This is a genomic window from Janthinobacterium foliorum, from assembly GCF_978021625.1.
The window spans coordinates 47,973-60,434 of record NZ_CDXDQE010000009.1; the positions used below are offsets into that span (position 1 = coordinate 47,973).

Genomic DNA, 12,462 nt, shown 5'->3' on the forward strand with positions numbered 1-12,462 from the left:
GTGTCCTCTTTCGTCAGTCACTATCGGTAGGCGGGATTCCAGCGCAGGCAATGGCGTTCCAGCCGGCGCGAAAACAGGTCCGCCAGCTTGCCCAGCAGGGCATACAGCAAAATCCCCACCAGCACCACGTCCGTTTGCAGGAATTCGCGCGCATTCATGGTCATGTAGCCTATGCCGGCCTGCGCCGAGATGGTTTCGGCGACGATCAGCAGCACCCACACGAGGCCCAGCGAAAAGCGCACGCCCACCAGAATGGATGGCATGGCGGCCGGCAGGATCACGTCGCGGTACAACGGCCAGCCGGACAAGCCATAGCTTTTCGCCATCTCGATCAAGCCCTGGTCGGCCGAGCGGATGCCGTGGAAGGTATTCAGGTAGACGGGAAAGAAGACGCCGACGGCCAGCAGGAACAATTTGGCCGTCTCGTCGATGCCGAACCACAGGATCACCAGCGGGATCAGGGCCAGGGCCGGGATGTTGCGCACCATTTGCAAAGTCGTGTCGAGCAGGGTTTCCGCATGGCGGAAGCTGCCCGTCAATAGTCCCAGCAGCAGGCCCAGTCCCGCGCCGACGGCGAAACCGACCGTGGCGCGCCACAAGCTTGTCTTCAGGTGCAGCCACAGCTCGCCCGACGCGGCCAGGTGCCAGAAGGCCTTCGCCACGGCCCACGGTTCGGGCAGGATGCGGCTCGACAGCCAGCCCCATTGCGACGCCAGCTGCCAGGCCAGCAGCAGCGCCACGGGCAAGGCCCACGGCGCCAGGGCGTGGCGCCACGCCGTGCCGGGAATGCGTCTAGCTGCACCGGCCGCCATCTCAAGCCGCCTTTTTCTGCGGCGCCACCGGCACGATATTGCTGGCCATGATTTCGCCGAATGGCCCGCTCAGGGACTGCTCGCCCACGGCCTTGCCCTTGCCCAGTAGCGGGAACACCAGCTCGGCGAAGCGGTACGATTCCTCCAGGTGCGGATAGCCGGAGAAAATGAAGGTATCGATGCCCAGGTCCGCGTATTCCTGCATGCGCGCCACCACCGTCGGGCCGTCGCCCACCAGGGCCGTGCCGGCGCCGCCGCGCACCAGGCCCACGCCGGCCCACAGATTCGGCGACACTTCGAGCTTGTCGCGCCGCCCGCCGTGCAGGGCCGCCATGCGCTGCTGGCCCACGGAATCCATCTTGCCGAACGCCGCCTGCGCCTTGGCGATGACCTCGTCGTCCAGGTGGCTGATCAGTTCATCGGCCGCGCGCCAGGCCGCCTCGTTGGTTTCGCGCACGATCACGTGCAGGCGGATGCCGAAGCGCACCGTGCGGCCTCTTTTCGCGGCGCGCGCGCGGATGTCGGCGATCTTTTCCGCCACGGCGGCGGGCGGCTCGCCCCAGGTCAAATACACGTCCATCTGCTCGGCCGCCAGTTCATGCGCCGGTTCCGACGAACCGCCGAAATACAGGGGCGGATACGGCTTCTGCACGGGCGGATACAGGGTTTTCGCGCCCTTCACCTGGATATGCTTGCCCTCGAAATCGTAGCCGGCCGCGCCGCCCTCGCCCGCCAGGGTGGCGCGCCACACCTTGATGAATTCATCGGAGATTTCATAGCGCTTGGCGTGGTCGGCAAACAGGCCGTCCGCTTCCAGCTCGCCCTGGTCGCCGCCCGTGACGACGTTGATCAGCAGGCGCCCGTTCGACAACCGGTCGAAGGTGGAGGCCATGCGCACGGCCAGGCCGGGCGTGGACAGGCCGGGACGGATGGCCACGAGGAATTTCAGCTTTTGCGTCACGCTGATCAGCGACGACGCCACCACCCACGCATCTTCGCAGGAGCGGCCCGTGGGCAGCAGCACGCCGTCGTAGCCCAGGGTGTCGGCGGCCACGGCCACCTGGCGCAAATAATCGGCATCGACGGGACGCGCGCCCTGCGACGTGCCCAGGTAGCGGCTGTCGCCGTGGGTGGGAATGAACCAGAAGACATTCAATGACATGATGGGATTCCTTGATTATTTGGTGCTGGTGGCCAGCTGGCGCGCGGGCAGCAGCGCGTCCTTGACAACGATGGGTTTCGGGATCAGCTTCAGGCCGGAAAATGCATCCGCCACCCTTTGCTGCGACGCGATGACGTCGACCGACACGGGCTTGACGCCATACGCGTAGCGCGAGGCGGCCAGCGCCACGACCTCCTTGCTCAGCCCCGTCTGCGCCGACAGAATCGTCGCCACTTCGTCCGGGTTGTTGCGGCCCCAGTCATCGACCTTGGCCACTTCATCGAGCACGATGCGCAGGATCTCGGGATTTTTTTCCGCATACGCGCGGGAAGCCAGGTAAAACTGGTAGTTCGCCACCAGGCCCTTGCCATCGGCCAGCACGCGGGCGCCCAGCTGCCTTTCGGCGGCCGCCAGGAACGGGTCCCAGATGGCCCAGGCGTCCACGCTGCCCCGCTCGAAGGCGGCGCGCGCATCGGCCGGCGGCAGGAACACGGGCTGGATGTCGGCATACGCGACGCCGGCCTTTTCCAGCGCTTTCAACAGCAGGTAGTGCACGTTGGAGCCCTTGTTCAGGGCGATCTTCTTGCCCTTCAGGTCGGCCAGGGTGCGCAGGCTGGAACCCTTGGGCACGACGATGGCTTCGCTGGCTGGCGATGGCGGCTCATTGCCGACATACACCAGGTTGGCGCCAGCGGCCTGCGCAAAGATCGGCGGCGCCTCGCCCACAGTGCCGAAATCGATGCTGCCCACGTTGAGGCCTTCCAGCAGCACGGGGCCGGCCGGGAACTCCGTCCATTTCACGCCCACGCCCTGCTCGGCCAGGCGCTTTTCCAGGGTGCCGCGCCCTTTCAGCAGGGTCAGGGTGCCGTACTTCTGGTAGCCAATACGCACCTGCACCTCGCCCTTGGCCTGCGCCTGCGCCGCCACCGGCATGCCGGCCGCCATCACGCCGGCGGCGGCGGCAAACAGCAGGCCCAGGGTGGTACGGCGCGAGAGGCGTTGTGCGTGGCGGTGTGTCATGGCGGTTCCTTTGGTCGGTGAATAATCAGGCGGCTTGAAAGCGGGGAGCGTAAGGCTGGTCCTGCAGCGAACGCACGGGCAGCGCGATGTCGGCCGGCGCGGGCGGACGCCGGCCCTGCAGCAGGAACAGGCCGGCAGCCACGTCGTCGATGCCCGCCTGCACGCGCGCGGCGATCGGCGCGTCCAGGCTCAGTCCACGTTCTTCGTGCCAGGCCAGCTGCTGCGCGTTCGCGTAAATGCTGGTGAACACCTGCTTGGCGCCCAGCGCATGCAGCACGGGGCGCAGCGCATAGTCGAGCGCCAGGGTGTGGGCATGGCCGCCGCCCGTGGCCAGCGGCAGCACCAGCTTGCCCGCCAGGCCATCCTGCGGCAGCAGGTCCAGGAAGGCCTTCAGCAAACCCGTATAGGACGCCTTGTAGATGGGCGTGGCGATCACGATGGCATCGGCGTCGGCCACGGCCTGCACGGCGCGGGCGATCGCCGCGTCGGCGTAGTCGGCCTGCAGCAAGGCGCTCGCCGGCAAGTCGCGCACGTGCAGCCTGGCGTAGCTGTGGCCCTGCAGCGCCAGCTGTTCGCCGATATGCAGCAGCAAGCGGCTGGAACTCGATGGAAGTTGCGGGCTGCCGCCCAATAACAAGATGCTCATGTGATGCCCGTCCCGTGCGTGATGGTGTGAATTGGGTTTGAATCGGCTGGATTTTGCTGCCTGGATGCTTGCAGCCTATCGCCATCAGGCTTCCTGTAAAACGAATGCTTTCGCGCTTCGATATGCGTTTTCCGACTATCCGGCCCTGACGCCCCGCGTCCCGTCGCGCAAGGGCCCGTGCGGCTTTTTTCGCATATCCATGTGCGGTTTTCTTCGTGTACGGCGCGCAGCCGGCGGTGCACTATCGGCAGCATCGCCTAACTGGAATGTCACCCATGTCTACCGCTTTTTTGCACTCCGCCCGTCTCCAGGCTCCGGCACCGGCGCCACTGCAGGACGCCATCCGCGTCGCAACAGAGCTGGCAGCGCGCCTGGCCGAAACGGCCAATGCGCGCGACCGGGCCGGCGGCCACGCGGCGCAGGAGCGCGCATGGCTGCGCGAGTCCGGCTTGCTGACCCTGTCGATTCCCGTGGAATTCGGCGGCCAGGGCGCCTCCTGGCCCCTCGTCTGCCAGGTGATCCGCATCCTGGCGCGCGCCGACAGCGCGCTGGCGCACATCTTCGGCTTCCACCATTTGCAGCTGGCAGGCCTGCAGCTGTATGGCAGCGCGCAGCAGCAGCGCCGCCTGCTGACACTCACTGTCGACGAGCGCCTGTTCTGGGGCAATGCCCTGAATCCTCTCGACAAACGGGTGACCGCCACCGATAGCGCCGACGGCTACCTCCTCGACGGCATCAAGAGCTTTTCTTCCGGTTCCGTCGGTTCCGACTGGCTCACCGTCTCCGCCTGGCACGCGCCCACGCAGACGGCGCTGATCGCCGCCCTGCCCACGCGCCAGGATGGCGTGACCGTGCAGGCGGACTGGGACGCCTTCGGCCAGCGCCAGACGGACAGCGGCAACGTGCATTTCCACGGCGTCGCCCTGCCGCGCGAGCTGGTCTTGCTGGCGCCCGCGCAGGCGGCCACGCCGCAGGCCACCGTGCGCTCGCAGATCGCCCAGCTGATCATGAGCAACCTGTACCTGGGCATCGCCGAAGGCGCGTTCGAGGCGGCCCGGCACTACACGGGCGAGCAGGCGAAGGCCTGGTTTGCCGCCGGCGTGGCACACGCCACGGACGATCCGCTGGTGCAGCACCGCTATGGCCAGCTGTGGCTGCTGCTGCGCCCCGCGCAGGTGCTGGCCGACGCGGCGGCGCAGGAACTGGAAACGGTGTTCCGCAAGGGCGCGCTGGTGACGGCCCGCGAGCGGGGCTTGCTGGCCGTGGCCGTGGCCGAAGCCAAGTGCCTGGCGCACAAGGCGGGGCTGGAGATCAGCAGCCAGATGTTCGAACTGACGGGCGCCCGCTCCACTTCTGCCCGATATGGCTACGACCGCTACTGGCGCAACGTGCGCGTGCATACCCTGCACGACCCCATCGACTACAAGCTGCGCGACCTGGGACGCTTTGCCTTGACCGGCACGCTGCCCGAACCGACGGCTTATTCGTAATTCACCCACCAAGGAGCCACCATGACCATCGCCCGCCGCACCGTTCTTCTTGCCACCCTGACCCTGGCCTTGACGGCCACCTTCGCCCACGCCAGGGATCCGAAGGACATCACCATCGGCACCAGCGCCGGGCCGTATGCGGACCAGATCAAGCTGGGCATCAAGCCCATCCTGGAAAAGCAGGGCTACAAGGTCAAGCTGGTGGAATTCAACGACTACATCCAGCCGAACTTCGCGCTGGCCGAGGGTTCGCTGGACGCCAACGTCTTCCAGCACATCGTCTACCTGAAAAAATTCGCGCAAGAGCACAAGCTGGCCCTGACGGACCTGATCACGATCCCCACGGCACCGATCGCCATCTACAGCAAGAAGCACAAGACCCTGGATGACGTGAAGGAAGGCACGACGGTGGGCTTGCCGAACGATCCGACCAACCAGGCGCGCGCGCTGGTGCTGCTCGACCAACTGAAATGGATCAAGCTGCGCGACAATTTCGACCCCGTGCGCGCGTCGGAAAAGGATATCGCCGTCAACACGAAGAAAATCAAGCTGCTGCCGCTGGAAGCGGCGCAGCTGCCACGCTCGCTGGGCGACACCGACTACTCCTTCATCAACGGCAATTACGCGCTGGCGTCGGGGCTGAAGCTGACGGACGCGCTGGTGGCCGAGAAAATTTCGCCCAACTACATCAACCTGGTGGCCATCCGCACGGCCGACAAGGACAAGCAGTTCGCGAAAGACCTGGCGGCCGCCTACCGCTCGCGCGAATTCCTCGACATCACGAACAGGCATTTTGCCGGCTATTCGAAACCCGACTACCAGCAAGCCTTGCAGACGGCGGCGAAATAAGCCATGGCCAAGACCATTCGCTTCAACGCCTTCCAGATGAATACGCTGGGCCATCAGTCGCCGGGGCTGTGGACGCACGCGCGCGACCGCAGCCACCGCTATACCGATCCGCAGCACTGGACGGAACTGGCGCGGCTGCTGGAAGCGGGCCTGTTCGACGCGGTGTTTCTCGCCGACGTGCTGGGCGTGTACGACGTCTACCGGGGTGGCCTCGATGCGGCCCTGGAGCATGGCGTGCAGGTGCCGCTGAACGACCCGCTGGCCCTCGTGCCCATCATGGCGCAGGCCACCACGCACCTGGGTTTCGGCGTCACCTGCGCCCTCACGTACGAGCACCCCTACCCGTTCGCGCGGCGCATGTCCACCTTGGACCACCTGACGCAAGGGCGCATCGGCTGGAATATCGTCACCGGCTACCTCGATAGCGCGGCGCGCAACCTGGGCTTGCAGCAGCAGCTGGGCCACGACGAGCGCTACGACCTGGCCGACGAATATCTCGACGTCGTCTACAAGCTGTGGGAAAAAAGCTGGGATGACGACGCCGTCGTCAACGACAAGGCGCGCGGCATCTATGCCGATCCGGCCCGCGTGCATCCGATCAACCATGCCGGGCGCCACTACCAGGTGCCCGGCATCCATTTGTGCGAACCGTCGCCGCAGCGCACGCCCCTGCTGTACCAGGCCGGCACCTCGCCGCGCGGCACGCGCTTTGCGGCGCGCCACGCGGAAGCCACCTTTGTCAGCGGCCCCAGCAAGACGGTGGTGAAGCGCTATGCGGACGACTTGCGCGGCGCCGCGCGGCAAGCTGGCCGCGATGGCGACGCGCTGCTGATCTACGCCCAGGCGCTCGTCATCACGGGCGCCACCGAGGAAGAAGCGCGCGCCAAGCACGCCGACTACCTGCGCCACGTGAATATCGAGGCGGCGCTGGTGCTGCTGTCCGGCTGGACGGGCGTCGATTTCAGCCGCTACCCGCTCGACGCCAGCATCGAGTACATCGATTCCCCGGCCGGCCGCTCGGCACTGGCCTCGTTCAGCCAGGCCGACCCGGGGCGGAAATGGACGGTGCGCGAGGCCGCCGAATACATCGGCCTGGGCGGACGCGGCCCGGTGCTGGTGGGCGACGCGCGCCAGGTGGCCGACCAGCTGGAAAGCTGGATGGACGAAACGGGCATCGACGGCTTCAACCTGGCCTTCGCCGTGGCGCACGACAGCATGGCCGACGTGGTCGCCCACATCGTGCCGGAACTGCAGCGGCGCGGCCGCTACCGCACGCAGTACGAGGAAGGCACCCTGCGCCACAAGGTCTTCGGCCAGGGCCCGCGCCTGCCGGCCGGCCACGCGGGACGCCAGGTCAGCATCGCGTCGGGCAGCGCCGCCTTGGCCGCGGCCTGAGCGTCCGCTCCGCCAGCAGCTGGCCATGCAAGGATGCGTTTGCATCCGGCTGCGTTCCGTGTCAGCATACGCCACCCTGGCAACACGGACAAGGACTGCAATGCCCCTCACTTCTCCCCGCGCGCTGGCCGGCCACGGCGCTTTCGCCCTGGCCCTGCTGCTGGCCGGCCATGCCTCCCCGGCGCTGGCGCAGGCGCCAGCCACGCCGCCAACGCCGGACTGCGAAGTCTGCGCCGCCTGGAACGCCGACCAGACGCCGTTCCGCATCTTCGGCAACACCTATTACGTGGGCGTGAAGGGCCTCAGTTCGGTGCTCATCACCTCGCCGCAGGGCCATGTGCTGATCGACGGCGGCTTGCCGGAATCGGCACAGAAGATCATCGCCAATATCGGCGCCCTGGGCTTTCGCATCGAGGACGTCAAGCTGATACTCAATTCGCACGGCCATATCGACCATGCGGGCGGCCTGGCCGAACTGCAGCAGCGCAGCAACGCGCTGGTGGCCGCCAGCCCGTCGGCCGCGCTGGACCTGGCCTCGGGCGAGGTGGGACCGGACGATCCGCAATACCACGCGCTGCCCAAGTATCCGCCCGTGAAAGACATGCGCCTGGCGCGCGACGGCAGCCATTTCAACGTCGGCCCCATTGCGCTGACGGCGCACGCCACGCCGGGCCACACGCCCGGAGGCCTGAGCTGGTCCTGGCAATCGTGCGACGGTCCCCGCTGCCTGAACATGGTCTACGCGGACAGCATCAATGCCGTCTCGCGGCCCGGCTTCAGGTTCAGCGCCAGCAGCGAGTATCCGGCAGCGCTGGCGGACTTGCGCCACAGCTTCGAGACCCTGGAAAAGCTGCCCTGCGACGTGCTGATCTCGGCCCACCCGGAAGCGTCGCAATTATGGGAGCGGCTGGAAGCGAGCGCCACGGCGGGCAGCGACGCTTTCGTCGATCCGCAAGCCTGCCGCGCCTACGTGGCGGCGGCGCGCACCCTGCTCGATGCGCGCCTGGAGCAGGAGACGCAGGCGCAGCAGACGCAGTGAGCTTGTCAACCGTGCACGCTGGCGTGGCGCGTATCTGCTACTCTGGAGGCTATCACTTCAACAAGGAAATGCCATGTTCAAACTCGCCAGACTGATTCCCTTCGCCGCCATCGTCGCCATCACGGCCGGCTGCGCGCAAACGCCCGTGCGCTCCGATGCGGCCGCTGCCGCGCCAGGCGCGACCTCGCCCGCCAAGCCGGCGCCGAAGCTGACGGAAACGCAGTGGAAGCTGAAGGAATTGAAGGGCAAGAAAGTCGTGCGCAAGGCGCCGGAACAGCGCGACGTGACCCTGCTGCTGGCCGAAGGCCGCGCCAGCGGGCATAGCGGCTGCAACCAGATGATGGGCGGCTACACCAGCGATGGCGTCAGCACCCTGAGTTTCTCGCAGCTGGCCGGCACCATGATGATGTGCCAGCCGCAGGACATGGACCTGGAACGCGAGCTGCTGACCACCCTGGGCGAAGTCAACGGCTACCGCTACGCCGACCAGGAATTGCTGCTGCTCAAGGATGGCGTGCGCGTGGCGCGCTATGAAGCGCTGACGGTGAAGTAAACCCCGGCGCAAGTACCGGCGCCGCACCCTCCGGGGCCCGGCGTCCCCGTACGGCCCTGGCCCGGGATTCGGCCATGCCATCCGCGCCAGACCACTTATGCTGGCAGGAAGGGTGGCCGGAAAACGTTCGGGGCAAAGGCGCCGCGCCGCAGGCAGTACGCCCGTACGGCCAGGCGCGGCAACACTGCCATGGACGTTTTCCCGGGCGCCCTTCAGTCGTTGCGCATCTGCGCCTGCGATACATTGCTATTCGGCGGCACGCTCTGCGTCAGCCACACATTCCCCCCCACAGTCGAACCGGCGCCGATGGTGATGCGCCCCAGGACGGTCGCGCCCGCGTAGATCACCACGTCGTCTTCGACGATGGGGTGGCGCGGCGTGCCCTTGATCAGCGCGCCGGAAGCGTCGGCGGGGAAACGCTTGGCGCCCAGGGTCACGGCCTGGTACAGGCGCACCCGCTGGCCGATGATGGCCGTCTCGCCGATCACCACGCCCGTGCCATGGTCGATGAAGAAGGACGCGCCGATGCGCGCGCCCGGATGGATGTCGATGCCCGTCAGGGTGTGCGCGATGTCGGCGATCAGGCGCGCCAGGAATGGCGCGCCGAGGGCGTGCAGCTGGTGCGCCAGGAATGGCGCGCCGAGGGCGTGCAGCTGGTGCGCCAGGCGGTGGTACAGGATGGCGATGGTGCCCGGATAGCACAACATGATTTCCGCCACGGAGGTGGCGGCCGGGTCGCCCGCGTAGGCGGCCTGCACGTCCGATACCAGCAGCGCGCGGATGCCGGGCAGGCTGGCGGCGAATGCGCGCGTGATGTCGCGCGCCTGCTGGGCCAGTGCCGCGTCGTCGCTGGCGCCGCCCTCTTCATCGGCGGCCGGCACGGCGTGAGCCGGGGCAGAAAACAGCAGGCCGCGCCGCACCTGTTCGCTGAGGCGGTTCAAGGTGGTGTTGAGGGTATCGCCGACAAAATAGTCGATGCTCTCGTCGGTGAGATTGGGCCGCCCGTAATGGGTGGGGAACAGCGCCGCCGACAGGCCGTTGACGATGGTGGTCAAGGCTTCGCGCGACGGCAGTTCGCGCACCCTGCCGTTATGGCGGATCTTGTGCTTGTCTTCGCGCGAACTGCGCAGCGCCTGGATCACGGGTCCCAGGTTCCACTGGACCGATTCCTCGGCGGGCGCCGCGGGATAAATGCTGTGCATGGTGTGTCACTTCCAAAAAACGGCAAACAGGCCGGGTCGCCCCAGCTTAGCGGGCGCACCCGGCGAGGCCAACGAAGAATTTCAAGGTTTGATATGCGAAAAACGCATATGCAAGGCAAACCACGCCCGCGCCAAACCCGATTGTTGGCACTAGCGTAAAATGACGGACTAACAAAAACACTCTTCAACATGACTAAATTATTAACATGGATCCTGGCGGGCCTGGCGATGGTCGGACCGCTTGCAATTGACACGTATCTGCCGTCTTTTCCCGCCATCGTGCACGACTTCAATGCCAGCCCCCTGCTGGTGCAGCAGACCCTGAGCTTTTTCCTCTTCACCTTCGCCTTCATGATGCTGTTTTACGGCACCCTGTCCGACTCGTTCGGCCGCCGTCCCGTGATTCTCGTCTCGCTGGTGCTGTACGTGATCGCCTCCGTGGGCGCCGCGCTGGCCCCGTCATTAGGCTGGCTGCTGGCCTGGCGCGTGCTGCAGGGCCTGTCGGCCGGCGCCGGCTCCGTCATCGGCCGCGCCATCGTGCAGGACCGCTATTCGGGCGCCGCTGCGCAGAAGATCCTCTCGCACATCATGATGGTGTTTGCGCTGGCGCCGGCCATCGCGCCCGTGCTGGGCGGCTGGCTGCAGGTGGGCCTGGGCTGGCGCTGGATCTTCTGGTTCCTGACGGCCTTCGGCGTGCTGATGTTCGTCGTCGTCTGGCGCGCCTTGCCGGAAAGCCTGCCGAAGGAACAGCGCCACGCCTTCCACCTGGGCGACATCGCCGTCAATTACTGGAAAGTGCTGTGCCACCGCCAGTTCCTGCTGCTGTCGACGGCCATCGGCGCCGCCTTTGGCGGCTTTGCGCTGTACATCGGTTCGGCCGCCTACTTCATCATCAACATCCTGCACCTGCCGGAGACAGCGTTCGCGTGGCTGTTCATTCCCCTGATCAGCGGCATGGTGTTCGGCTCGGCCCTGTCGGGCAAGGTGGCGCACCGCTACAGCCAGCGCCAGATGGTCTGGGCCGGCTTCGTGCTGATGCTGGTAGCGGCCGCCGCCAACATCGGCTACAACTACTTCTTTGCCGCCGAAGTGCCATGGGCCGTGCTGCCATTGTTCTTCTACTCGTTCGCCCTGTCGATCGCCATGCCGCCGATGACCCTGATGGCGCTGAACCACTTCCCCAACAACAGCGGCCTGGCCTCGTCGATGCAGTCGTTCATCCAGATGCTGCTGTTCGCCCTGGTGTCGGGCCTGGTGGCGCCGCTGCTGTTCGACAGCGCCCTGAACCTGGCGTATGGCGTGATGGCGGGTCTGCTGGTAAGTTTGCTGTGCTGGGTGTTTGCGCAGGATAAGGCTGAAGCGTAGGTCGGATTAGCGCGCCAGCGCGTAATCCGACTGCGCCGACCGCGCCGACTGCTTCTGCCAACCATGTCGTCGGATTACGGCCCTTCGGTCCTCATCCGACCTACGGCCACGGCGCGGGCGTCACATCGACATACTGCGCGCCGCCCTGCTCCGGTTCCGGCTCCGCCCCGTCGTGCGCGGCCGGCTGGTTCAGGGAACCGGCCGGCGAACGCAAACTCAAGATTTCCTTGCGCGTCTCGACGAAGTCGGCGGAACTCAAGGGATGATGCTGGTCGGGCCAATGGCTGACGGCCCATTCCTGCAGCGCTTCAAAGCGCCGCCACAGCTCCGCGATGAACTCGCGGCGCGCTTCTTCCAGTTGTTCGGGCGTCTTCTCGACGCTGTCACCGATCGGTACTTCCATGGCTGCTCCCTGGCTGATAAGTCGTCTTGCCACACTACGCAGGGGCTGTCACGGTGTCTGTTCGCGAACGAACACAGGACTTATTCCGGCATCTTGCGGAAACCGACGGCCAGGCGGTTCCAGGTATTGATGGAGCCGATGGCCAGCGTCACGTTGACCATTTCGGCCGGCGTCAGTTCGGCTGCCAGCGCCGCGTAGTCGTCGTCCGAGGCGTGGTTCTGCGGCAGCAGGGTCAGCGCTTCCGTCCAGGCCAGCACGGCACGCTCGCGCGCCGTGAAGAAGGGCGTTTCGCGCCACACGGACACGGCATGCAGGCGGCGCTCCGTTTCGCCCGCCTTGCGCGCATCGCTCGTGTGCATGTCCACGCAAAAAGCGCAGCCGTTGATTTGCGAAGCGCGCAGGCGGACCAGCTCCAGCAGCGCGTGTTCCAGGCCCAGCTTGGCGATGGCCGCTTCCAACGCGTACATGGCCTTGACCACGTCCGGCGAAGCTTGTGCGAAATCGAGTCGTTGCTGTGTCATGATGC

General features: G+C 66.4%; 13 protein-coding genes. 6 read left to right on the forward strand and 7 right to left on the reverse strand.

Going from position 1 to position 12,462, the window contains the following annotated elements; all coding sequences use genetic code 11:
- Positions 1-20 precede the first annotated feature (20 nt).
- The 4 genes from ssuC to ssuE are packed head-to-tail and all read right to left on the reverse strand — an operon-like array spanning position 21 to position 3,640.
- Positions 21-812: an aliphatic sulfonate ABC transporter permease SsuC gene (gene ssuC, locus ACZ92H_RS18295; RefSeq protein ID WP_131377189.1), complete on the reverse strand. Its 792-nt coding sequence runs from the start codon at positions 810-812 to the stop codon at positions 21-23.
- Position 813: 1 nt separating this feature from the next.
- Positions 814-1,974 carry an FMNH2-dependent alkanesulfonate monooxygenase gene (gene ssuD, locus ACZ92H_RS18300; RefSeq protein WP_131377192.1) on the reverse strand — a complete coding sequence of 387 codons (1,161 nt, stop codon included), beginning with the start codon at positions 1,972-1,974 and terminating at the stop codon, positions 814-816.
- A 15-nt stretch (positions 1,975-1,989) separates the two neighbouring features.
- The gene (locus ACZ92H_RS18305) at positions 1,990-2,994 is read right to left on the reverse strand and encodes a sulfonate ABC transporter substrate-binding protein (protein WP_465050515.1); all 1,005 of its coding nucleotides are present in this window, start codon (positions 2,992-2,994) and stop codon (positions 1,990-1,992) included.
- A gap of 25 nt (positions 2,995-3,019) precedes the next feature.
- Positions 3,020-3,640: an NADPH-dependent FMN reductase gene (ssuE, locus tag ACZ92H_RS18310; protein WP_465050516.1), complete on the reverse strand. Its 621-nt coding sequence runs from the start codon at positions 3,638-3,640 to the stop codon at positions 3,020-3,022.
- 275 nt (positions 3,641-3,915) lie between these two features.
- Between ssuE and ACZ92H_RS18315 the strand changes: the two genes are divergently transcribed.
- The 5 genes from ACZ92H_RS18315 (at position 3,916) to ACZ92H_RS18335 (ending at position 8,966) form a co-directional block, all read left to right on the forward strand.
- A complete protein-coding gene (locus tag ACZ92H_RS18315; protein WP_465050517.1) occupies positions 3,916-5,130 on the forward strand; it encodes an acyl-CoA dehydrogenase family protein in 1,215 nt (404 codons plus the stop codon).
- A 21-nt stretch (positions 5,131-5,151) separates the two neighbouring features.
- Positions 5,152-5,979 (forward strand): MetQ/NlpA family ABC transporter substrate-binding protein, encoded by an 828-nt coding sequence (locus tag ACZ92H_RS18320; RefSeq protein WP_131377201.1) that lies wholly within the window; start codon positions 5,152-5,154, stop codon positions 5,977-5,979.
- A 3-nt stretch (positions 5,980-5,982) separates the two neighbouring features.
- The gene (locus ACZ92H_RS18325; RefSeq protein ID WP_465050518.1) at positions 5,983-7,374 is read left to right on the forward strand and encodes an LLM class flavin-dependent oxidoreductase; all 1,392 of its coding nucleotides are present in this window, start codon (positions 5,983-5,985) and stop codon (positions 7,372-7,374) included.
- Positions 7,375-7,474: 100 nt separating this feature from the next.
- Positions 7,475-8,413: a subclass B3 metallo-beta-lactamase gene (gene bla / locus ACZ92H_RS18330; RefSeq protein ID WP_465050519.1), complete on the forward strand. Its 939-nt coding sequence runs from the start codon at positions 7,475-7,477 to the stop codon at positions 8,411-8,413.
- A gap of 73 nt (positions 8,414-8,486) precedes the next feature.
- Positions 8,487-8,966: an META domain-containing protein gene (locus ACZ92H_RS18335; RefSeq protein WP_465050520.1), complete on the forward strand. Its 480-nt coding sequence runs from the start codon at positions 8,487-8,489 to the stop codon at positions 8,964-8,966.
- A gap of 212 nt (positions 8,967-9,178) precedes the next feature.
- Here ACZ92H_RS18335 and ACZ92H_RS18340 read toward each other — a convergent pair whose 3' ends face one another.
- Complete coding sequence (locus ACZ92H_RS18340; RefSeq protein ID WP_465050521.1) at positions 9,179-10,168, reverse strand: serine O-acetyltransferase; 990 nt, start codon at positions 10,166-10,168, stop codon at positions 9,179-9,181.
- 189 nt (positions 10,169-10,357) lie between these two features.
- On the opposite strand from ACZ92H_RS18340, the gene ACZ92H_RS18345 reads away from it, so the two are divergent.
- Positions 10,358-11,533: a multidrug effflux MFS transporter gene (locus ACZ92H_RS18345; protein WP_465050522.1), complete on the forward strand. Its 1,176-nt coding sequence runs from the start codon at positions 10,358-10,360 to the stop codon at positions 11,531-11,533.
- 100 nt (positions 11,534-11,633) lie between these two features.
- On the opposite strand, the gene ACZ92H_RS18350 is transcribed toward ACZ92H_RS18345, so the two are convergent.
- Together ACZ92H_RS18350 and ACZ92H_RS18355 are read right to left on the reverse strand one after the other, a co-directional pair.
- Entirely contained in the window at positions 11,634-11,936 is a 303-nt protein-coding gene (locus ACZ92H_RS18350) for a hypothetical protein (RefSeq protein WP_465050523.1), read from the reverse strand.
- Positions 11,937-12,016: 80 nt separating this feature from the next.
- Positions 12,017-12,457: a carboxymuconolactone decarboxylase family protein gene (locus ACZ92H_RS18355; protein ID WP_131377223.1), complete on the reverse strand. Its 441-nt coding sequence runs from the start codon at positions 12,455-12,457 to the stop codon at positions 12,017-12,019.
- Between the last annotated feature and the right edge of the window lie 5 nt (positions 12,458-12,462).

Bases quoted from the DNA above. Each gene is read 5' to 3' on its own strand.
- ACZ92H_RS18320 (WP_131377201.1), top strand. From the start codon at position 5,152: ATGACCATCGCCCGCCGCACCGTTCTTCTTGCCACCCTGACCCTGGCC.
- ssuC (WP_131377189.1), bottom strand. From the start codon at position 812: ATGGCGGCCGGTGCAGCTAGACGCATTCCCGGCACGGCGTGGCGCCAC.
- ssuE (WP_465050516.1), bottom strand. From the start codon at position 3,640: ATGAGCATCTTGTTATTGGGCGGCAGCCCGCAACTTCCATCGAGTTCC.
- ACZ92H_RS18340 (WP_465050521.1), bottom strand. From the start codon at position 10,168: ATGCACAGCATTTATCCCGCGGCGCCCGCCGAGGAATCGGTCCAGTGG.
- ACZ92H_RS18315 (WP_465050517.1), top strand. From the start codon at position 3,916: ATGTCTACCGCTTTTTTGCACTCCGCCCGTCTCCAGGCTCCGGCACCG.
- ssuD (WP_131377192.1), bottom strand. From the start codon at position 1,974: ATGTCATTGAATGTCTTCTGGTTCATTCCCACCCACGGCGACAGCCGC.
- ACZ92H_RS18345 (WP_465050522.1), top strand. From the start codon at position 10,358: ATGACTAAATTATTAACATGGATCCTGGCGGGCCTGGCGATGGTCGGA.
- ACZ92H_RS18325 (WP_465050518.1), top strand. From the start codon at position 5,983: ATGGCCAAGACCATTCGCTTCAACGCCTTCCAGATGAATACGCTGGGC.
- ACZ92H_RS18350 (WP_465050523.1), bottom strand. From the start codon at position 11,936: ATGGAAGTACCGATCGGTGACAGCGTCGAGAAGACGCCCGAACAACTG.
- ACZ92H_RS18305 (WP_465050515.1), bottom strand. From the start codon at position 2,994: ATGACACACCGCCACGCACAACGCCTCTCGCGCCGTACCACCCTGGGC.
- ACZ92H_RS18355 (WP_131377223.1), bottom strand. From the start codon at position 12,457: ATGACACAGCAACGACTCGATTTCGCACAAGCTTCGCCGGACGTGGTC.
- ACZ92H_RS18335 (WP_465050520.1), top strand. From the start codon at position 8,487: ATGTTCAAACTCGCCAGACTGATTCCCTTCGCCGCCATCGTCGCCATC.
- bla (WP_465050519.1), top strand. From the start codon at position 7,475: ATGCCCCTCACTTCTCCCCGCGCGCTGGCCGGCCACGGCGCTTTCGCC.